The sequence below is a fragment of the Micrococcus sp. M4NT genome, assembly GCF_033790745.1.
GTDB lineage: Bacteria > Actinomycetota > Actinomycetes > Actinomycetales > Micrococcaceae > Micrococcus.
In genome coordinates this window covers 1-20562 of sequence record NZ_JAMYEH010000004.1, presented here as the reverse complement: position 1 = coordinate 20562, position 20562 = coordinate 1, and the positions used below count along the sequence as shown (strand labels likewise).

At 74.3% G+C, this 20562-nt stretch carries 17 protein-coding genes; 8 read left to right on the top strand and 9 right to left on the bottom strand.

Annotated elements, in window-relative coordinates; all coding sequences use genetic code 11:
• Positions 1-20: 20 nt before the first annotated feature.
• Genes NJC10_RS03435 through NJC10_RS03400 form a run of 8 tightly spaced genes read right to left on the bottom strand, consistent with a single transcriptional unit; the run spans position 21 to position 7884 of the window.
• Complete coding sequence (locus NJC10_RS03435) at positions 21-548, bottom strand: GNAT family N-acetyltransferase (protein ID WP_319074595.1); 528 nt, start codon at positions 546-548, stop codon at positions 21-23.
• Positions 545-1039 carry a glutaredoxin domain-containing protein gene (locus NJC10_RS03430; protein WP_319074594.1) on the bottom strand — a complete coding sequence of 165 codons (495 nt, stop codon included), beginning with the start codon at positions 1037-1039 and terminating at the stop codon, positions 545-547. Before NJC10_RS03430 ends, NJC10_RS03435 begins: the two co-directional genes overlap by 4 nt.
• Complete coding sequence (locus NJC10_RS03425; RefSeq protein WP_319074593.1) at positions 1036-1983, bottom strand: inositol monophosphatase family protein; 948 nt, start codon at positions 1981-1983, stop codon at positions 1036-1038. Before NJC10_RS03425 ends, NJC10_RS03430 begins: the two co-directional genes overlap by 4 nt.
• Positions 1980-4367 (bottom strand): NAD-dependent DNA ligase LigA, encoded by a 2388-nt coding sequence (gene ligA / locus NJC10_RS03420; RefSeq protein ID WP_319074591.1) that lies wholly within the window; start codon positions 4365-4367, stop codon positions 1980-1982. The genes NJC10_RS03425 and ligA overlap by 4 nt, the downstream gene beginning before the upstream one ends.
• Positions 4368-4398: 31 nt before the next feature.
• Positions 4399-5166, bottom strand: coding sequence for a PP2C family protein-serine/threonine phosphatase (locus NJC10_RS03415; protein ID WP_319074590.1), 768 nt, complete (start codon positions 5164-5166; stop codon positions 4399-4401).
• 54 nt (positions 5167-5220) lie between these two features.
• The gene (locus tag NJC10_RS03410) at positions 5221-6447 is read right to left on the bottom strand and encodes an adenylate/guanylate cyclase domain-containing protein (protein WP_319074588.1); all 1227 of its coding nucleotides are present in this window, start codon (positions 6445-6447) and stop codon (positions 5221-5223) included.
• The gene (locus tag NJC10_RS03405) at positions 6444-6974 is read right to left on the bottom strand and encodes a PH domain-containing protein (protein WP_298985749.1); all 531 of its coding nucleotides are present in this window, start codon (positions 6972-6974) and stop codon (positions 6444-6446) included. The genes NJC10_RS03410 and NJC10_RS03405 overlap by 4 nt, the downstream gene beginning before the upstream one ends.
• Before the next feature lie 43 nt (positions 6975-7017).
• Positions 7018-7884 (bottom strand): biotin--[acetyl-CoA-carboxylase] ligase, encoded by an 867-nt coding sequence (locus NJC10_RS03400; protein WP_248118135.1) that lies wholly within the window; start codon positions 7882-7884, stop codon positions 7018-7020.
• Positions 7885-8050: 166 nt separating this feature from the next.
• Between NJC10_RS03400 and NJC10_RS03395 the strand changes: the two genes are divergently transcribed.
• From NJC10_RS03395 to NJC10_RS03370, 6 genes are all read left to right on the top strand, one after another.
• Positions 8051-9634: an acyl-CoA carboxylase subunit beta gene (locus NJC10_RS03395; RefSeq protein WP_319074586.1), complete on the top strand. Its 1584-nt coding sequence runs from the start codon at positions 8051-8053 to the stop codon at positions 9632-9634.
• Positions 9631-9912 (top strand): acyl-CoA carboxylase epsilon subunit, encoded by a 282-nt coding sequence (locus tag NJC10_RS03390; protein WP_319074584.1) that lies wholly within the window; start codon positions 9631-9633, stop codon positions 9910-9912. The genes NJC10_RS03395 and NJC10_RS03390 overlap by 4 nt, the downstream gene beginning before the upstream one ends.
• Positions 9913-9990: 78 nt before the next feature.
• On the top strand, positions 9991-11676 hold the full coding sequence (locus NJC10_RS03385) for a DUF885 domain-containing protein (protein WP_319074582.1): 1686 nt from the start codon (positions 9991-9993) through the stop codon (positions 11674-11676).
• On the top strand, positions 11673-12335 hold the full coding sequence (locus NJC10_RS03380; protein WP_319074581.1) for a nucleoside triphosphate pyrophosphatase: 663 nt from the start codon (positions 11673-11675) through the stop codon (positions 12333-12335). Before NJC10_RS03385 ends, NJC10_RS03380 begins: the two co-directional genes overlap by 4 nt.
• 118 nt (positions 12336-12453) lie before the next feature.
• A complete protein-coding gene (locus NJC10_RS03375) occupies positions 12454-14301 on the top strand; it encodes an acetyl/propionyl/methylcrotonyl-CoA carboxylase subunit alpha (RefSeq protein ID WP_319074580.1) in 1848 nt (615 codons plus the stop codon).
• A 384-nt stretch (positions 14302-14685) separates the two neighbouring features.
• Positions 14686-16164, top strand: coding sequence for an MFS transporter (locus NJC10_RS03370; protein WP_319074579.1), 1479 nt, complete (start codon positions 14686-14688; stop codon positions 16162-16164).
• A gap of 255 nt (positions 16165-16419) precedes the next feature.
• Here NJC10_RS03370 and NJC10_RS03365 read toward each other — a convergent pair whose 3' ends face one another.
• Positions 16420-17856, bottom strand: coding sequence for an NAD(P)H-quinone dehydrogenase (locus NJC10_RS03365; RefSeq protein WP_319074578.1), 1437 nt, complete (start codon positions 17854-17856; stop codon positions 16420-16422).
• A 70-nt stretch (positions 17857-17926) separates the two neighbouring features.
• On the opposite strand from NJC10_RS03365, the gene NJC10_RS03360 reads away from it, so the two are divergent.
• Together NJC10_RS03360 and NJC10_RS03355 are read left to right on the top strand one after the other, a co-directional pair.
• Positions 17927-18832 carry a purine-nucleoside phosphorylase gene (locus NJC10_RS03360; protein ID WP_413466375.1) on the top strand — a complete coding sequence of 302 codons (906 nt, stop codon included), beginning with the start codon at positions 17927-17929 and terminating at the stop codon, positions 18830-18832.
• Complete coding sequence (locus tag NJC10_RS03355; RefSeq protein ID WP_319074577.1) at positions 18832-20535, top strand: phospho-sugar mutase; 1704 nt, start codon at positions 18832-18834, stop codon at positions 20533-20535. The genes NJC10_RS03360 and NJC10_RS03355 overlap by 1 nt, the downstream gene beginning before the upstream one ends.
• The last annotated feature ends 27 nt before the right edge of the window (positions 20536-20562 follow it).

The window sequence follows — 20562 nt, the reverse complement described above, 5'->3', positions numbered from 1 at the left end:
GGCCGGACTGCGGGGGCGGGTCAGCCCAGCGGCATCCGGTACACGATGAAGGGACCGGCCTCGTCCGCCGGGTCCAGGTCCGGGACCACGTCCCGCAGGTGCCAGTCCCGCTCGGGCAGCCGCACGAAGCCCATGCGCTCGTAGAGCCGGTGGGCGTCGGTCATCGTCGGCATGGTGGTCAGGGCGATGGCCTCGATCCCGGGCAGGGCCCGGGCCCGCTCCACGATCGCGGCCATCAGGGCGCGGGCGACGCCGCGGCGGTGGTGGTCCGGGTGCACGGCCAGCATGCGGAACTCGTACTCCCCCTCCACGGCGGTCTCCGCCATCGGCGAGCCCAGCGGGGTGAGCACCACGGAGCCGACCACCTGCCCGTCGAGCTCGGCCACGAGGACCTCCGCCTTCTCCGCCCGAGAGGCCACGTCCGTGAGGGTCCGCACGTACGCGGAGTCGGGGTCGATGTGCCCGCCGTCCACGTAGGAGGCCAGCGTGAGCGCGGCGACGGCGTCGTGGTCCTCGGGGCGCAGCGGCCGGACGTGGATCCCGCTCATCGGGCGCTCCCCTCCTGCGCGGGCGTGGCCGCCCGCAGCATGTCCTTCAGGCGGGCGCGCGAGGCATCGTCGGCCACGATGAAGTCCTTCTTCCGCGCCCACACCGTGGGGACGGCCTCGTGCTCGCGACCTTCGCGCCGTGCGTGGAGGCGGCGCAGCGCGGCCGCGGCCTCGGCGTCCGTCCAGATGTTCACCCAGGAGGCCGCCGCGCGCTCCGCGGGCGTGAGCGCCTTGATCAGCGTCATGCAGTACTGGCAGCCGGGCCGCCAGAACACCACGACGCCGCCCGCCGCCACGTGCGCCTCCGCGCCGGCGAGCGGGCGGGAGCGCACCCGGGTGGCCCGGAGACAGCGCAGCACGAAGTACAGCAGCACCAGCGAGGACGCGATCACCGCGAGGTTCCGGTTCACCGTGCCCCACACCGCGAAGAAGATCCCCGACGCCGCGAACAGCACCGGGTAGAACCAGGGATCGCCCACCAGCCGTCTCACGCGGTCACCTCCTGTGCCGCCGTCAGGGCGGCCTCGTCCACGTCCCCGGCCACCATCCAGCCGGGATCAGCCGTGCCGTCGCCGCTCGCGGGCCGGCGCACGCGGGCCCCGGCCTCCTCCGCCACGAGCGCGCCGGCGGCCCAGTCGTACTCCTGCGTGCCGAACTCGGCATACGCGTCCAGGGTGCCGTCCGCGACCATGCACAGGTCCAGGGCGGCCGAGCCGATGCGGCGCACGTCCCCGAAGCCGGGCAGCAGCGCCTCGAGGGCGCGCACCTGGACCTGCCGACGCGCGGGGTCGTAGCCGAAGCCGGTGGCCAACAGCCTGCCGGAGCGGCCGGACACGGGGCCGGCCAGGCGCACGGGGGCCTCGTCCCGGCCCGGCAGCTCGACACCCGCCGTCGTCGCGTCCGCGGTGCTGAAGGCACCCTCGCCCGCGCTCGCGAACCACGTGCGCCCCAGCGCGGGAGCGACGACGGCGCCCGCCAGCCAGCGCGGCGTCCCCTCCGGCACGCCGAGGCGCTCGGCGACGGCGGCGTCCGCCGGGCCCATCACGGCCACGGAGGTGCAGAACTGCGGAATCCCTCGCACGAAGTTGGTGGTGCCGTCCAGCGGGTCGATGCTCCAGCGCAGCCCGCTCGGACGCGCGGGGACGGTGGCGCCGTACTCCTCGCCCGTGAGCTCGTCGTCCGGCCGGTAGCCGGTGATGACGGCGCGGACGGCCTGTTCGGCGCGGCGGTCGTAGTCCGTGACCCAGTCCGAGCCGGAGGACTTGGTCTCGGCGCCGAGCGAGGCCGCGGTCAGCGGGGTGGCCGGGTGGTGACGGACCCACCGCTGGGCGAGCACGTCCGCCCCGGCCCGTGCGGCGGCCTTGGCGATGACGAGCAGGCCCGCCGTGGTGGGGGTCGGACGCGCGGCGGCGCGGGGCTGCGGGGCGGGGCTCATCCGGCGTCCTCCCCCGTTCCGGCCTCGCCCTCGGCTGTCTCCTCCGCCGCGAACGCCGCCGGCCCCTCGGCCAGCAGCGTGACGAACCCGGCCTCGTCCAGCACGGGCACGCCGAGCTGCTCGGCCTTCTCCAGCTTGGTTCCCGCGTTCTCCCCGGCCACGAGGAAGTGGGTCTTCTTGGAGACGGAGCCGGACGCCTTGCCGCCGCGCACCAGGATGGCCTCCTTCGCGGAGTCGCGGGAGAAGCCCTCGAGCGATCCGGTGACCACCACGGTCACGCCCTCCAGCGTGCGGGGCATGGACTCGTCCTGCTCGTCCTCCATTGAGACGCCCGCGGCGGCCCAGCGGTCCACCACCTCACGGTGCCAGTCCTCCGCGAACCACTCGATGAGGGCGTCCGCGATGATCGGGCCCACGCCGTCGATCTCCGCGAGCCGGTCCCGCTGCCCCGCCTCCGCGGCCGCGCGCAGCGCCGCCATGGACCCGAACGCGGTGGCCAGGGAGCGGGCCGCCGTCGGGCCCACGTGCCGGATGGACAGCGCCACGAGGGTGCGCCACAGCGGTTGGGACTTGGCCTTCTCGAGCTCGTCGAACAGGCGCAGCGTGTTGGCCGTGGGCGCGGACGGCTTCTTCGCGGTGCCGGCGGTGAAGAAGTACGGCTTGAGCTCGAACCTCCCGGAGGGCACGAACGTGCCGTCCACCTTGGTGCGCGTCTCCCGCCACACCCGGACGTCGCCCAGCGAGCGCTGGAGGTCCGTCAGGCCGTCCTCGCCGCGGGGGCCCGTGATCTCCTCGGGCGTGCCGGAGGCGAGGTCGAAGACCTGCGCCTCCGCGGTGATGACGCCGGCGCCCTCGGGGAGCACCCGACCGCCGTTCTCGGCCGGATCCGGGCCGGGCCCGTTCACGAGCCAGCGGGCGGCCTCCTCGCCGAGCGCCTCCACGTCGAACGCACCGCGGCTGGCCAGGTGCTCGACGCGGCCGGCCAGCTGGGCCGGGCAGGAGCGGGCGTTGGGGCAGCGCAGGTCCACGTCCCCCTCCTTGGCGGGGGCCAGCGGGGTGCCGCACGAGGGGCAGTCGGCGGGCATCACGAACTCGCGCAGCTCGATGCCCCGCTCGGCTGCGGTCTCGCGCAGCGGCAGCACGGGGCCCACGACCTCGGGGATCACGTCCCCCGCCTTGCGCAGGATGACGGTGTCCCCGATCAGCACGCCCTTGGCCTTGACCACGTCCTGGTTGTGCAGCGTGGCCAGGGAGACGGTGGACCCGGCCACCGACACGGGCTCCATGTGGGCGAAGGGGGTGACGCGGCCGGTGCGGCCCACGCTGACGAGGATGTCGAGCAGGAGGGTGTGCACCTCCTCCGGCGGGTACTTGAACGCGGCCGCCCAGCGGGGCACGCGGGAGGTGTGGCCGAGCAGGCGCTGGTCCGCGAAGGCGTCGGCCTTGACCACGATGCCGTCGATCTCGTGGATCAGCTCGTGCCGGCGGCGCCCGTACTCCTCGATCACCGCGACGACGTCGGCCAGCGCGGCCTCGTCCGCGCCCTCCACGAGGCGCGTGTACGGGCTCACGGGCAGGCCCCAGGCCGCCAGCGCGTCGTAGGCCTCGTGCTGGGAGGCGACGCCGAGGTCCGGCCCCGCGCCGACGCCGTGCAGGATCATGGACAGCGGGCGCCGGGCCGTGACGGCGGGATCCTTCTGGCGCAGGGATCCGGCGGCCGCGTTGCGCGGGTTCGCGAAGGGCGGCAGACCCTCCTCTGCGCGCTGCGCGTTGAGCTCCGCGAAGGCGGCGGAGGACATGAAGACCTCACCGCGCACCTCGAACTCGGCCGGCCATCCCTCGCCGGTGAGCGTCTGGGGGACGTCGGCGATGGTGCGCACGTTCTGCGTGACGTCCTCGCCCACGCGCCCGTCGCCGCGGGTGGCGGCCTGCACGAGCCGGCCCTCCCGGTAGCGCAGGTTCACGGCCAGCCCGTCGATCTTCACCTCGACCGTCCACGCCGGCGCCGCCTCCGGGCGGCCCGCCGTCAGGGTGCCCGCGGTGCGCAGGAACCAGGTGCGCAGCTCCTCCTCGGAGAACAGGTCCTCGAGCGAGTACATGCGCGCCCCGTGCGTGACCGGGGAGAACGCGGCGGAGGCCTCGCCGCCGACCTCCTGGGTGGGCGAGTCGTTGGCGACGATCTCCGGGTGCAGCGTCTCGATGTCCTCGAGGCGGCGGTACAGCGCGTCGTACTCCGCGTCCGAGAGCTCCGGGGCGTCCTGCTGGTAGTACGCGGTGCGCGCGGAGCGGACCTGCTCGACGAGCGTCTCGTACTCCTCGCGGAGGCGCTCGGAGGGGATCTGTCCGGGGGCGTCGGGGCCGACGGAGGGCTCGGGGGTGCTCACGGGGACCACCCTAGTTCCCGTCCCGGACACCTCAGGGGATCCGGACCAGCACCACGGTGATGTTGTCCCGTCCGCCGCGCCACAGGGCGGCGTGGACGAGCTGCTCGGCGGCCTCCTCGAGGTCCGCGGCGTCGTCCAGCAGCGCCCGGATCTCCTCGTCCGTCAGCTCGCCCGTGAGGCCGTCGCTGCACAGCACGAACGTGTCGCCGGAGGCGGCGTCCACCTCCGCCACGTCCACGGTGAGCGGTTCGAGCGAGCCCAGGGCGCGGGTGATCACGTTGCGCCGGGGGTGCACACGCGCCTCGTCCGCGGTGAGCCGGCCGGCGTCCACGAGCAGCTGCACGGCGGAGTGGTCCACCGTGACCTGCTGGAGCACCGGCGCGTCGGCGGGCCGCCGGTAGACGCGGGAGTCCCCCACGTTGGCGATCGCCCAGCGGCTGCGCTCGGCGTCCAGGCAGGCCAGCAGGGTCAGCGTGGTGCCGGAGCGGGCGTGGCCGGCCTCGATCACGGCCGCGTCGGCCTCGTGCACGAGGGCGGCGAGCTCCTCCAGGGTGTGCGGGCTCCCGGGGGCGAGGACCTCGGGGGCGCGCCGCTCCAACAGCTCGACGGCGGCGGCCGAGGCCACCTCGCCGGCCTCGTGACCTCCCATCCCGTCCGCCACCGCGGCGAGCACGAGCGGCTCCCCCACGGTGACCCAGGTGTCCTCGTTGAGCTCGCGGACCGCTCCCACGTGGGTGCGGGCGGCGACCTCGGGGCGGGCGGGATCGGACGGGTGCGGCTCCTGCACAGGGCGGCTCATGGGTCCTCGGGTTCCGTCGGTGGCGGGGACGGCCGACGCGGGGCCGGCCGGGGATCAGTCGACGAGCAGGGTCTGCGTGGCACCGCTCATGAGCAGGGAGGGGCGGACCTCTCCGAACCCGCGAACGATCCTCGGCGGCTGAGGGACGAGGACGAACCGTTCGTCCTGCGAGAGGGCGGCGGCGGTCAGGGCGTCCACGAGCACCGTACCCGGATCCGCGAGCGACGTCAGGCGCGCGGCGAGGTTCACCGTGGGTCCGTAGATGTCCCCGAGGCGGGAGAGCACGCGGCCCCACGCGAGGGAGACGCGCGCCGAGGGCAGCACGGGGTCGTCGGCCAGCGCCTCGGAGAGGCTCAGCGCGATCGTGGCACCGGCCTCCGGCGACTCGGCGTTGAAGAGCACCTCGTCGCCGATCGTCTTCACGAGCCAGCCGCCGCCCGAGGAGATGATCTCCGCGCACCGGGACTCGAAGCGCTGCACCATGCGGGCCAGCGTCCGCTCGTCCATCGTGCGGGAGAGCGTGGTGTAGGAGACCATGTCGGCGAAGCCCACGGCGCGCGCGAGCGGAAGCGGGGCGTCGTGCTCCGAGCCGTCGCGGCCCTGCTCGCTCGCGGCCAGGCCGGCCTCCACGCGGACGGTGAGGCGCTGCACGGCGCGGTTCAGCTGCCGCCGGTAGACGACCTCCATGGCCTCCTCGAGCGGGGAGACGATCTCCGGCAGCAGGTCCACGGCCGCGCGGCGCGCCGAAGGGTCGGACATCCCCCCGGAGGCGATCTTGTCCTCCACGAGGGCCTCGATCTGCCACACCACCATGCGGTCCATCAGCTGGCCGATCGAGCGGGCGAGCGAGATGGCGGTGTCCTCGTTCAGCGCGCCGGAGCGCATGAGGTGCAGCACGGCGCCGAACGCGCGCGCGTCCTCGTCGGTGAACGCCTTGACCCCGTCCTTCCCGCTGGGGTATCCCAGGGCCCGCCAGATGCGCCGAGCGGTGGCCAGGGGGACCCCCAGGCGGTCGGCCATCTCCCGCTGGGTGTAGCTGCGCGGGCCCACCACGAGCCCCGCGTCCAGGGTGCGCATGGCGCCGGTCCAGCCGGGGGTGGGCACCGGGTCCCGGGGGTCGGCGGCGGCGGTCGACGACGGCCCGGGCGCGCCCGTGGTCGCAGGGTTCTCCGGCATCACGGGTGCGTCCGGCGTCACGGGTGCGTCCGGCCTCGCCTCGGGGGCGCGGGCGGGCGGGATGACGGGCAGCGGTGCCGTGTCCGGCAGGTGGGAGCGGGTCAACGGATGCCTCCTGACGGGTGCGGGGCGGGCCACAACTGCGCGCGGGCCCGACGCGTGGCCTCGGCCAGCGCCTCCTCGAAGCGGCCGGCCTCCGGGACGTCCGTGAGCCGCCAGTAGACCTGGCGGCCGGCGTCCTGGAACCGGACGTGCAGATCCCCCGCGCCCGAGCCTCGGCCGCGGCGCACCACGTCCGCGATGGACACGAGGGGCATGACGGCCTCGGGGCCCCGGCCGAGGCCGGGTCGCTGGACGAGGCGGCGCGTGGTGATCACCGTGCGCCGGGTGAGCCAGCGCAGGAAGGGCCGCACCGTGCCGAGCAGCACGGCGAGCGCGGCCAGGGACCAGGCGAGCAGGTGCAGCCACGAGCGGGAGCGGACCACGAGGCCCGGCAGGCCCGGGCGGTCGAGGACGCCCATGACGAGGCCCAGGAGCAGGGCGGTGCCCACGAGCAGGGCGGCGGCGCGCAGCAGGACGCGCGGATGCGCGCGGGTGCGCACCACCACGCGTTCACCGGGCTCCAGGCGCACTCTCCACTCCCTGCGGCTTCAGTGCCCGCGCCGGGGCACGGGCTCAGCGTCCGCGCAGCACGTCGCCGCGCAGATGGACGACGTCGCCCGCGCTGATCTCTGCGGGCAGTGTCTCACGCGACCCTGCGAGCGGCCTGACCAGGAGCGTCCCCCCGCGTCCGAGGCCCACGGCCGTCCCCTCGAGGGTGTCCCCACCGGGCAGCTCGGCCCGGATCTCACGGCCCACCGTGCTGAGCCGGCGCAGCACGGGGGCGACGGCCGGGTGATCCCCGTCCACGGGCTCGGCCTCGCCGGCCACGGCGGCGGCGAAGCGGTCCACGGCGGCCACCACGGCGTCGCGCAGCTCCTCGGCGAGCACGCGCGGCTCGGGCACCTGGCCGGCGTCGGCCCACTCCGCGAGGTCGGTGGCGGTGGGCACGGGGGCGGCGCCGCGGTGGTCCAGGTTCACGCCCATCCCCACGACGACGCCGGGGCCCTTGCCGTCCGCGGCGAGGGACACCGAGCCGAGCACGCCGCACAGCTTGCGCCCGTCCGGGGCGAGCACGTCGTTGGGCCACTTCACGTGGGCGGCCACGCCGCGGGTTCCGAGGCGCTCGGCGATCGTCGCGGCGGCCACGAGCGAGAGCCAGCTGAGGTGCACGGGCGCGAGCGGGACGCCGGCGGGCTCGGGCCGCAGATGGACCGAGAGGGCGAGCGCGGTGCCGGGCGGGGTGCTCCACACGCGGGTGTGGCGGCCGCGGCCGGCGGTCTGGTCCGCGGTGGCGACGGCGGCGCCGTGCCGGTGGCCCTCCCGGTCGAGGCGGGCCAGGAGGTCGTCCTGCGTGGAGCCGACGGACTCGAGCCACGTCAGCGGCGGGGCGGGGGCGGCGGAGGCGGCTGGGGAGGGAGCCGCGGGGACGTGTTCCTGCATGATCCCTACATATACACCCCCACCGGTCCGCCGCCGTGCGGGCGGGGCGCACGAGCCGATCCGGCGGGCGTTGGAGGAATCCTCCTGTCGGGGCTCCGGGCCCTCCCCCGTAGACTGGCCGCTCGACAGGGCCCCGCCCGGGCCGCCCATCAGCCCAGGAGCTCGCGTGTCCGATCCCGATCTGACCACCACCGCCGGCCGTCTCGCGGACCTGCATCGCCGCCTCGAGGCGACGGACGCGCCCGGCGGCACGGCCGCCGTCGAGCGTCAGCACGGCCGGGGCAAGCACACCGCCCGCGAGCGGATCGAGATGCTCCTGGACGAGGGCTCGTTCGTGGAGCTCGACGCGCTGGCCGTGCACCGCACCACCGCGTTCGGCATGGACGCCAAGCACCCGGCCGGCGACGGCGTCGTGAGCGGCTTCGGCACCGTGGACGGCCGCCAGGTGGCCGTGTACGCGCAGGACTTCACGGTGTTCGGCGGCTCGCTCTCCGAGCGCAACGGCCAGAAGATCGTGAAGGTCCAGGAGTTCGCGGCGCGCAACGGCTGCCCCGTGATCGGCATCCTCGACGGCGGCGGTGCGCGCATCCAGGAGGGCGTCGCCTCGCTCGCCCAGTTCGCGGACATCTTCCGGAACAACGTGCTGGCCTCCGGCATGGTCCCGCAGATCTCCCTGATCATGGGGCCGTCCGCGGGCGGCGCGGCGTACTCGCCGGCGCTGACCGACGTCGTGGTGATGGTGGACCAGACCTCCCACATGTTCATCACCGGCCCGGACGTGATCAAGACCGTCACGGGCGAGGACGTGGACATGGAGACGCTCGGCGGCGCGCGCTCGCACAACGCGGTCTCCGGCACGGCGCACTACATGGCGACGTCGGAGGAGGACGCGATCGCGTACGTGCAGGAGCTGCTCGAGTTCCTGCCCTCCAACAACCTGGCCGAGGCGCCGCTGGACCAGCCCGTGGACCTCGAGCCGACGGACGAGGACCACGGCCTGGACGCGCTGATCCCCGACTCGGCCAACCAGCCGTACGACATGCTCCAGGTGATCGGGGCGATCGTGGACGACGGCCACGTGCTGCAGCTGCAGGAGCTCTACGCCCCCAACGTGATCACAGCGCTGGCGAGGCTCGACGGGATGAGCGTGGGCGTGGTGGCCAACCAGCCGATGCAGTTCGCCGGCACGCTGGACATCGCGGCCTCGGAGAAGGCGGCGCGGTTCGTGCGGTTCTGCGACGCGTTCAACCTGCCCGTGGTCACCCTCGTGGACGTGCCCGGGTTCCTGCCCGGCACCGACCAGGAGTTCCAGGGCATCATCCGCCGCGGCGCGAAGCTGATCTACGCCTACGCCGAGGCCACCGTGCCCAAGCTGACGGTGATCACGCGCAAGGCGTTCGGCGGCGCGTACATCGTCATGGGCTCCAAGAAGCTCGGCGCGGACCTCAACCTGGCCTGGCCCAGCGCGCAGATCGGCGTGATGGGGCCGCAGGGCGCCGTCAACATCCTGTACCGCCGCGACCTCGCCGAGGTCGAGAAGGCCGGCGGGGACGTGGAGGAGCGGCGCGCGCAGATCGTGGCCGACTACGAGGCCGAGCTGCTGAACCCCTACCAGGCCGCGGAGCTGGGCTACGTGGACGCCGTCGTCGCCCCGCACCAGACGCGTGCCCAGCTGGTGCGTGCCCTGCGCGCCACGCACCACAAGCGCGAGTCGCGGCCCGCCAAGAAGCACGGGAACATGCCGCTGTGAGCGCGCGCGACGAGGAGGTCCGGGGCACGGGCCAGGCCGGTGGAGAGCAGGCCGGCGACGCCGGCGACGCCGTGCGCCTCTCCGGCGCCGAGCTGGACCCGGAGGAGATGGCGGCCCTGACCGCGGTGCTCGCGCACCTGCGGGCGGAGGAGGCGCAGGCCGTGCAGGCTCGGCCGCGACCGCCGCGGCTGGACCGCACGCTGCGCCGCCGCGACGACCTCGGGCTGTGGGCCCGTCCCGGCAAGGACCAGTGGCGCCGCTCGGCGGGCCCCTCCTGACCCGACCGGCGTCGTGAACGGGAGGGGGACGTGAGCTCCCGTTTCGCGCACGAAAACGCACGGCCTAGAGTTCAGGGTATGACCCAGAACACCTCTCTGAGCGAGGGCGGCGCCCGCACGCCCTCCGCGATCGACGCCCTGGCCGAGCAGTACGTCACCGACTACCTCGCCCTGCACCCGGACACCGCCACGGAGCTCGGCTTCGCGGGCCACGAGTCCGAGTACTCGGACTTCTCCCCCGCCGGCGCCCGTGCCGACGACGAGCTCAACGCCCGCCTCCTCGCGGACCTCGAAGCGCTCGAGCCGGCCGACGAGACCGACCGCGTCACCAAGGCCGCCATGCAGGAGCGCATCGGCCTCGAGCGGGAGATCCACGCGACCGGCCGCACCGAGCTGAACAACATCGCGTCCCCCGCGCAGGGCATCCGGGCCGTGTTCGACCTCATGCCCACGGACACCGCCGAGCACTGGGAGCACATCGCCGGCCGCCTCGAGAACCTGCCGGCCGCGCTCGCGGGGTACACGGCATCGCTGATCGCCTCGAAGGACTCGGGCCACGTGGCCGCGCAGCGCCAGATCGACATCGTCATCGAGCAGGCCCGCGCACACGGCACCGGGGACGGGTTCTTCCCGGGCCTGACCGCCCGCGCGCAGGAGGCCGACGTCGTCGACGCCGCGCTCGCCGAGCGGATCCGCTCCGGCGCCGACGCCGGTGCGCAGGCCTACCGCGACTTCGCGGACGCCCTCGAGTCCGAGCTGCGCCCGCACGCGCCGGAGGCCGACGCCGTCGGGATCGAGCACTACCGCCTCGCCTCGCGCGTGTTCCTCGGCGCGGAGATCGATCTCGAGGAGACCTACCGCTGGGGCCAGCAGGAGCTCGCGCGCCTGATCGCCGCGCAGGAGGCGGACGCCGAGAGGATCAAGCCCGGCGCCACGATTGAGGAGGCCCGCGCCGTCCTCGACGCCGATCCCGAGCGCGCCCTCAAGGGCACCGACGCGCTCCGGGCCTGGATGCAGCGCCTCTCCGACGAGGCCGTCGCGGCCATGAAGGAGCACTTCGAGATCCCCGCTCCCATGGACCGCCTCGAGTGCATGATCGCCCCCACGCAGGAGGGCGGCATCTACTACACCGGCCCCTCGGACGACTTCTCCCGCCCGGGCCGCATGTGGTGGTCCGTGCCCGCCGGCGAGGACGAGTTCACCACGTGGGCCGAGACCACCACGGTCTACCACGAGGGCGTGCCCGGCCATCACCTGCAGGTCGCCACCGCCATGATGAACCGCGCGAACCTCAACCTGTGGCGCCGCAGCTTCTGCTGGACCTCCGGCCACGGCGAGGGCTGGGCGCTCTACGCGGAGAAGCTCATGGAGGAGCTCGGCTTCCTCGACGACCCGGGCGACCACCTCGGCATGCTGGACATGCAGCGCATGCGCGCCGCCCGCGTGGTGTTCGACATCGGCTACCACTGCGGCTTCGAGATGCCCGAGTCCGAGGGCGGCGGCGCGTGGGACCCGGAGCGCGGCTACGCGTTCCTGGCCAAGCACCTGAACATCTCCGAGGGCCAGCGCCGCTTCGAGTTCACGCGCTACCTCGGCTGGCCGGGCCAGGCGCCCGCCTACAAGGTGGGTCAGCGCATCTGGGAGCAGATCCGCGCCGACCACGAGGAGCGCGAGGGCGCCGACTTCGACCTCCGCGCGTTCCACACGCGGGCGCTGAAGCTCGGCTCGATGGGCCTGGACACCCTCCGGGACGCGCTGGCGTGACGGCGGCGGTCGAGCTGGTGCTCGGCTCGGCCTCGCCCGGGCGCGCGGAGATCCTCACGCGCGCCCAGGTGGGGTTCCGCGTCGTGGTCTCGAACGTGGACGAGGACGCCGTGGGCGCCGAGCACCCCGACGCCTCCCCCGCCGAGCTCGCGGGGCTGCTCGCCGAGGCGAAGGGCCGGGACGTGGCCGCCCGCGTGGCGGCCGACGGCGTCGCGGTGCCCACCCTCGTGCTCGGCTGCGACTCCGTGTTCGAGTTCGAGGGCCGCGCCTACGGCAAGCCCTACGAACCCGACGTCGCACTCGAGCGCTGGCGGGCCCAGGCTGGCCGAGCCGGGACGCTGCACTCCGGTCACTGGCTCGGGCTGGTGATGCCCTCAGCCTCCGCGTCCGGCTCTCCCGCCGTCGCGGGGGTCGTCTCCGCCGGCGTCCGCTTCGCCGCGGCGGACGAGGCCACCCTCGCCGCCTACGTGGCCACGGGCGAGCCGCTCTTCTGCGCGGGCGCGTTCACCATCGACGGGGCGGGGGCCGCACTGATCGCGGGCGTCGACGGCGACCCCAACGCCGTCATCGGCCTCTCGGTCTCGTGGCTGCGCGGTGCGTGCGAACACCTCGGCGTCCCCTTCACGGAATTGTGGGTTTCCTCCAACACCAGGCGCTGATCCGGCGGATCCGGGCCGGGTTGCTGTGAGGGTTCCCCCACCCACAGTAGGGTGCTGATGAACAGCGGCAGCCCGTGCCGCTGCCTCCGCCGTCTTCCCCGAGGAGTCCCCGAAGCCCATGAGCACCGCCGACGCGCCCCAGGCCCCCCTCGCCACCGACGCCGGGACTCCGCGGCCGTTCTCCCGCGTGCTGATCGCCAACCGCGGGGAGATCGCCGTCCGCGTCATCCGTGCATGCCAGGACGAGGGCCTCACCTCGGTGGCCGTCTACGCCGAGCCGGACCGCGACGCCCTCCACGTCAAGCTCGCCGACGAGGCCGTGGCCATCGGCGGGGAGACCGCGGCCGACTCCTACCTGCTCGTGGAGAAGATCCTGGACGCCGCTGAGCGCTCCGGCGCCGACGCCGTGCACCCCGGCTACGGCTTCCTCTCGGAGAACGCCGGCTTCGCGCGCGCCGTCGAGGCGGCCGGCCTCGTGTGGATCGGCCCGCCGCCGGCGGCCATCGACGCCCTCGGGGACAAGGTCTCCGCGCGCCGGCTGGCCACGCGGGTCGGCGCCCCGCTCGCCCCCGGCACCACCTCCCCCGCCGCAGGCACGGCCGAGGTGCTCGCGTTCGCGGACGAGCACGGCCTGCCCGTGGCCATCAAGGCCGCGTACGGCGGCGGCGGCCGCGGCATCAAGGTGGCCCGCGAGCGCGAGGAGATCCCCGAGCTCTACGAGTCCGCGGTGCGCGAGGCGGTCTCGGCGTTCGGCCGCGGCGAGTGCTTCGTGGAGCGCTTCCTGGACAAGCCGCGCCACGTGGAGACGCAGTGCCTCGCGGACGTGCACGGCGACGTCGTGGTGGTCTCCACGCGTGACTGCTCGCTGCAGCGCCGCAACCAGAAGCTCGTGGAGGAGGCGCCCGCGCCGTTCCTCACAGACGAGCAGAACCGCCGCCTCGTCGAGTCCTCCAAGGCGCTGCTCAAGGAGGCCGGCTACGTGGGCGCGGGCACGTGCGAGTTCCTCGTGGGCCAGGACGGCACCCTGTCCTTCCTCGAGGTGAACACGCGCCTGCAGGTGGAGCACCCCGTGTCCGAGGAGGTCACGGGCATCGACCTCGTGCGGGAGCAGTTCCGCCTCGCCCGCGGTGAGGCCCTCGGCTACACCGATCCCGAGGTGCGCGGCCACTCGATCGAGTTCCGCCTCAACGGTGAGGATCCGGGCCGCGGCTTCCTGCCCGCCCCCGGCCGCCTCACCACGTTCCGCCTGCCCTCGGGCCCCGGCGTGCGCGTGGACACCGGCGTGCTGGAGGGCGAGACCGTCTCCGGGGCGTTCGACTCGATGGTCGCCAAGCTGATCGTCACGGGCGCCACCCGCCGCCAGGCCCTCCAGCGGGCCGCCCGTGCGCTCGGCGAGGCGGAGATCGCGGGGATGCCCTCGGTGCTGCCGTTCCACCGGGCCGTGGTGAAGGACCCGGCGTTCGCGCCCGAGCTCGCCGGCTCCGAGGAACCGTTCTCGGTCCACACCCGCTGGATCGAGACCGAGTTCGCCGCGCTCCTGGAGCCCTACGGCCAGACGCCCGCCGACCCCGCCGCACCGGAGGCCCGCCACACCGTCACGGTGGAGGTCAACGGCAAGCGCGTGGACGTCACGCTGCCCACGTTCGCGGCCGCGATGCACTCCGTGCAGGGCGCCGCGCAGCGCGCCGGCGCGGGCCGACGTCGGCCCCGCGGAGCCCGCGCCGGTGCGGCCACGGCGCCCAGCACCAACGCGCTGACCGCGCCCATGCAGGGCACGGTGGTGAAGGTGGCGGCGGAGAACGGGCAGGCCGTGGCCGAGGGCGATCTCATCGTGGTCATGGAGGCCATGAAGATGGAGCAGCCCCTCACGGCGCACCGCGCGGGCGTGGTCTCCGGGTTGAGCGTGAAAGCCGGCGAGACGGTCAAGGCCGGCGACGTGCTCGCCACCATCGACGACGAAGGCTGAGTCCGCGTCCGGGCGCGGCCACGCTCCCCGCGGGGAAGGGCTCTCCTGTGGCAGACCAGGGTGGTCGTCCGGCAATTGCCATGGGCTAGACCGGATAGACCATGTCATTTCGGGGACACACCACCTGGTCGCCGGGCACAGCGACGCGTCGGTCCATCCCTCCGCGCCGGACCCCTGGCCGAGGCGCCGGACCGGACCCCTGGCCGAGGCGCCGTCGCGTCCGCAGGCGTCGGCGCATGATTCCCAGCAGCCGAGCCGTCCGCATGGTGGACAGGTGCAGCCAGCGTGAGGGCACGTCAGCGCGCCACTCCTATACTGGCGGACATTCCATCTCACATCGTGGGCCATCCGACCCTCGGTGACCGTCCGTCCCTCGGAGCTCTCATGTCCCACTCCACTCCGCCCTCGGGCCCCGCCGCGTCTGCCGGCACACCCGCCGGCCCCGCCGGCGCCGGCGCCCCGGCCGCCGTCGCCCCCGCGGCAGCCGCCCCCGACGAGACGCCCGTGCCCCGCTCGCGCGTGGTCGTGGCCTCGCTCATCGGCACCTCGATCGAGTTCTACGACTTCTACGTCTACGCCACGGCCGCCGTCTCGGTGTTCCCGCTGATCTTCTTCGCGAAGGGCGATGACGGCGCCGCGCTCCTGGCCTCCATGGCCACCTTCGGCGCGGCGTTCGTGGCCCGCCCGATCGGCTCGGTGCTGTTCGGCCACTTCGGCGACCGCATGGGCCGCAAGGTCACGCTCATCGGCTCCCTGCTGACCATGGGCATCGCCACGTTCCTCATCGGCCTGCTGCCCACGTACTACCAGGTGGGCCTGTGGGCGCCGGCCATGCTCACCATCCTGCGCTTCACCCAGGGCCTCGGCCTGGGCGGCGAGTGGTCCGGCGCGGCCCTGCTGGCCACCGAGTACGCGAAGGAGGGCAAGCGCGCGCAGGCGGCCATGTGGCCGCAGCTCGGCGCCCCGATCGGCTTCTTCCTGGCCAACGGCCTGTACCTGCTGCTCGTGCTCGGCTTCGACCACGACTCCACCAACCCGGACATGGACGGCGCCTTCCTCACGTGGGTGTGGCGCATGCCGTTCCTGCTCTCGATCGCCATGGTGGCCGTGGGCATGTACGTGCGCGTCCGCCTCGAGGAGACGCCGGTCTTCCAGCGCGCCCTGGACAACGACCAGCGCGTCAAGGCCCCCGTCGGCGAGGTCTTCCGCCGCAACTGGTGGGAGCTGATCCTCGGCACCTTCGTCATGTACGCCACGTACGTGCTCTTCTACCTCATGACCACGTGGATCCTCTCCTACGCGATCGGCAAGCGGGAGAACGGCATGCTCGGGATCCCGTACTCCGAGTTCCTCGTGCTGCAGCTGATCGGCATCGTGTTCTTCGCGGCGTTCATCCCGGTGTCCGGCTGGCTGGCGGACCGCTTCGGCCGCAAGCCCACCCTCCTGACCGTCTCCGGCCTCATGATCCTGTTCGGCCTGAGCTTCGGCCTCTGGCTGGCCCCGGCCACGATGGGCACCGGCGCCGAGGTGAACGTCCCGCTCATGGTCGCGTTCCTCGCGGTCGGCATGACGCTCATGGGCCTGACCTTCGGCCCCATGTCCGCCGTCCTGCCCGAGCTGTTCCCCACGAACACGCGCTACACGGGCTCGGGCATCGCGTACAACGTGTCCTCGATCCTCGGCGCGGCCCTCACGCCGTTCGTGGCGGCCTGGCTGGTGCAGAGGTTCGACGTCTCGTACGTCGGCTACTACCTCGCCGCGGCGTCGCTGATCACGATGGTCGCCCTGGCCCTCTCCCCCGAGACGCGGCACGCGGACCTGGACACCGTCTCCTCCGCTCGGGAGCGCCGCGCGGCCCGGTGAGCCAGGACCCCTCCCGCAGACGACGGCGGCCGGTCACCTTCCAGCGTGAAGGTGACCGGCCGCCGTCGTCGGTGGAGGCCCGTCCCGGCCCGGAGTGGCCCGACCTGTCCCGACCCGGCCCGACCTGCCCCGACCTGTCCCGACCCGACCCGGCCCGTCCCGGAGTGGTCACGACACGCCGCCTGCGGAAAGGCGACGCGGCGTGTTGCGACCACTCTGGGTGGGGGTGGGGGTGGAGGTGGAGGACCGCTCAGCTCACAGGCGCACGTGCAGGCGGCGCGCCGCCTCCGCGATGGAACCGGACATGGAGGGGTACACGGTGAAGGTGTCCGCGAGGTCGTCCACGTGGAGCTTGTGGGTCACGGCGAGCGCGAGCGGGTAGATGAGGTCGGAGGCCCGCGGGGCCACCACCACGCCGCCGATCACGGTGCCCGAGCCCTGGCGGGCGAAGATCTTCACGAAGCCCTCCTTCACGCCCTGCATCTTGGCGCGGGGATTGGTCGCGAAGTCCAGGCGCAGCACGTCCGCCTGGTACTTGCCGGAGTCCACCTGCTCCTGGGTGACGCCCACCGTGGCGATCTCGGGGGAGGTGAAGATGTTGGAGGCCAGCAGGTGCGGGCGCAGCGGCTTGAGGGCGTCGCCCAGCAGGTGCGCGACGGCGATGCGCCCCTGCATGGCGGCCACCGAGGCGAGGGCGAGAGCACCGGTGCAGTCGCCCGCGGCGTAGATGCTGGGCACCGTGGTGCGGGAGACTCCGTCGACCTTGACGTGGCCGGACTCGGTCAGCTCCACGCCGACCTCCTTCAGGCCCAGGCCCGCGGTGTTGGGGACGCCGCCCACGGCCACGAGGCAGTGCGAGCCCTCGAGCACGGGGGTGTCCACAGCGCCCTCGCCGGAGAGGTGCACGCGCACGCCGGTCTCCGTGCGCTCGATGGCCTCGGCGCGGGAGCGGCCCACCACGTTCAGGCCGTTCTCGTGGAACACGTGCTCGAGCAGCTCGGCGGCGTCGGCGTCCTCGCCGGGGAGCACGCGGTCACGGGAGGAGACCAGGGTGACCTCCGCGCCGAGGCGGTCGTACGCGGAGGCGAACTCGGCGCCGGTCACGCCCGAGCCCACCACGATGAGGTGCTCGGGCAGCTCCTGCAGCGCGTACAGCTGCTTCCAGTTGAAGATGCGCTCACCGTCCGGGAGGGCGGTGGGCAGCTCGCGGGGGCTCGCGCCCACGGCCACGAGGATCGCATCCGAGGTGATCACCTCGCGGTCGGCACCCTCGGCCTCGTCCTCGGGGCGCACCTCCACCTCGTGGGGACCGACGACGCGCGACGTGCCGTGGATGACGCGGACGCCGAGCGCCGTGAGGGCGGCCTCGATGTCCCGGGACTGCTCCCCGGCGAGGGCCAGGATGCGGCGGTCCACGTCGAGCATGTCCGCGCGGGGCTCGCCGCCGCCGAGGTCCACGCCGAGGTCCTTGGCGGACATCACGCGGCGCATGGACTCGGCCGTGGCGATCAGGGTCTTGGACGGGACCACGTCCGTGAGGACGGCGGAGCCCCCCATGCCCTGGCGCTCGATGACGGTGACCCGGGCACCGAGCTTGGCGGCCACCATGGCCGCCTCGTAGCCGCCGGGGCCGCCGCCGATGATGGTCAGGGAGGGGATGAAGGTCGTGTTCTCGTCGCTCACGGTCCTCATTGTGTCCGCCGTGGGCCGGAAAGTCACAGCACCCGGGCCCGGCCCCGGGCCCCGCGCCTAGACTGGCGGCGTGAACGAGCAGACCTCCTCCCCCGCCCCGGCCGTACCCGACTCCACGACCGGCGCCCCCGGGGTCGCCGGTGAGTCCCGGCTCGTCGGCGAGTCCCGGCTCGTCGGCGACCACCCCGGCTTCGCCGAGGCCCGGCAGGCCGCCGCGGCCATCGCCGAGGCGACGGGCGTGCCGGAGCACCGCATCGCCGTCGTGCTGGGCTCGGGCTGGGGCGGCACGGGCGCGCTGCTGGGCGAGGAGGTGGCGGCCGTGCCGCTGGCCGACGTGCCGGGCTTCCACGCCCCGCAGGTGCCGGGCCACAGCGCCGTGATCCGCTCCGTGCGCCTGCCGGACGGCACGCACGCCCTGGTCTTCGGCTCGCGCACCCACTTCTACGAGTCCCGCAGCGCGCAGGACGTGGCCCACACCGTCCGCACGGCGGCCGCGGCGGGCGCGTCCGTCGTCGTGCTGACGAACGGGTGCGGCGGGCTGGATCCGGCGATCGCCCCGGGCACGCCCGTGGTGATCTCGGACCACATCAACCTCACGGGCGCCACGCCTCTGGTGGGCGCCACGTTCGTGGACCTCACGGACCTCTACTCCCCGCGCATCCGCGGGATCGCCCGCGAGGTGGACCCCTCCCTCACCGAGGGCGTGTACGTGCAGTTCTCCGGCCCGCAGTACGAGACGCCCGCGGAGGTGCGCATGGCCCGCACGCTCGGCGGGGACCTCGTGGGCATGTCCACGGCACTCGACGCCATCGCGGCCCGCCACGCCGGCCTCGAGGTGTTCGGCATCTCGCTCGTGACCAACCCGGGCGCCGGGATCTCCGAGACGCCGCTCTCGCATGCCGAGGTGGTGGAGGCCGGCCGTGCCGCCGGGCCGCGCATCTCGCGCCTGCTCGCCGAGATCGTGGGGCGGATCTGATGAGCGCCCTGGACCCCCGCGTCGTCGCCCTCGCCGAGCGCTGGTCCGTGGAGGACCCGGAGCCCGTGCACCGGGAGATCCTGCGGGCCGAGCTGGACGCCGCCGAGGGCACCGGTCCGGAGGCCGACGCCGCCCGGGCCTCCCTGGCCTCCCGGTTCTCCGGCCCGCTCGCGTTCGGCACGGCGGGGCTGCGCGCGGAGGAGGGCCCCGGCGAGTCGCGCATGAACAGGATCGTGGTGCGCCGCACCGCGGCCGCGCTCGGCGCGCATCTCTGGCAGGTGCTCGGGGCGGATGCCCCGGCCCCGCTCGCGGTGGTGGGCTACGACGCGCGACGCGGCTCGGCCGCCTTCGCGCAGGACACGGCGGCGGTGCTCACGGCGGCCGGCGCGCAGGTGATCCTGCTGCCCTCGGCGCTGCCCACGCCGGTGCTCGCCTTCGCCGTCCGCCACCTCAACGCCGACGCCGGCGTGATGGTCACCGCGAGCCACAACCCGCCCGCGGACAACGGCTACAAGGTGTACCTCGGCGGACGCATGACGGACGCCGCCGGGCGCGGCGCCCAGCTGGTCTCCCCGGCGGACGCGCAGATCGCCGCGCTGATCGACCACGAGGCCTGGCCCGCGGACATCGCCCTCGCCGCGGACGGCTGGGAGCTGGCCGGGCCGGAGCTGCTCGAGGCCTACCGGGAGGCCGCGCTCGGCCTGCTGGACCCGGACCGCTTCCCCCACCGCGCCCTGCGCGTGGTCTACACGCCGATGCACGGCGTGGGCGGGGCCGTGCTCCCCGAGCTGCTCGCCGAGGCGGGCTTCGCCGACGTCGAGGTGGTGCCGGAGCAGGCGCAGCCGGACCCCGCCTTCCCCACGGTGGCCTTCCCCAATCCGGAGGAGCCGGGCGCCATGGACCTCGCGCTCGCCCTCGCGGCGGAGCGGGACGCGGACCTCGTGATCGCCAACGACCCGGACGCGGACCGCCTCGCGCTCGGTGTGCGGGTCACCGACGGCGCCGGCGCTCGGACATGGCGGATGCTCTCCGGCGACGCCGTCGGGACGCTGCTGGGGGCCCACCTCATGTCGCAGCTCCGGGCCACGGGGCGCAGCGCCGCGAACTCCGTGGTCTCCGCGCCGCAGCTGGCCGTCCTCGCCGAGGCCGAGGGGGTGGCGCATCACGTGACGCTCACCGGGTTCAAGTGGATCTCGCGCGCCCCCGAGCTGGGCTACGGCTACGAGGAGGCGCTCGGCTACTGCGTGGCCCCGGACCTCGTGCGGGACAAGGACGGCATCACCGCCGCGCTGCTGGCGTGCGAGCTGGCCGCCGACCTCTCGGCCTCCGGGCGCACGCTGGCCGACGCGCTGGCCGCCGTCGACGCGGTGACCGGCGCGATGCCGGCCGCGCAGGTGTCCGTGCGGGTGCAGGACCTGTCGATCATCGGGGCGACCATGGCCGCGCTGCGCGAGCGGGGCCCCGCCGAGCTCGCGGGCGAGCCGGTGACCGTGAGCCGGGACCTGGCCGAGGGCGGCGCGGGCCTGCCCCCCACCGACGCGCTGCTGTTCGCCACGGACTCGGGCACGCGCGTGCTCATCCGCCCCTCCGGCACGGAGCCCAAGCTCAAGTGCTACCTCGGCACGCGGGACGCGGACCCGGACGCGGCGGCTGAGCGGCTCGAGCGGCTGCGGTCGCAGGTGGCGGCGCTCGTCGGGGGATGAGGAGGCCCCTCGCCTCCACCCCCACAC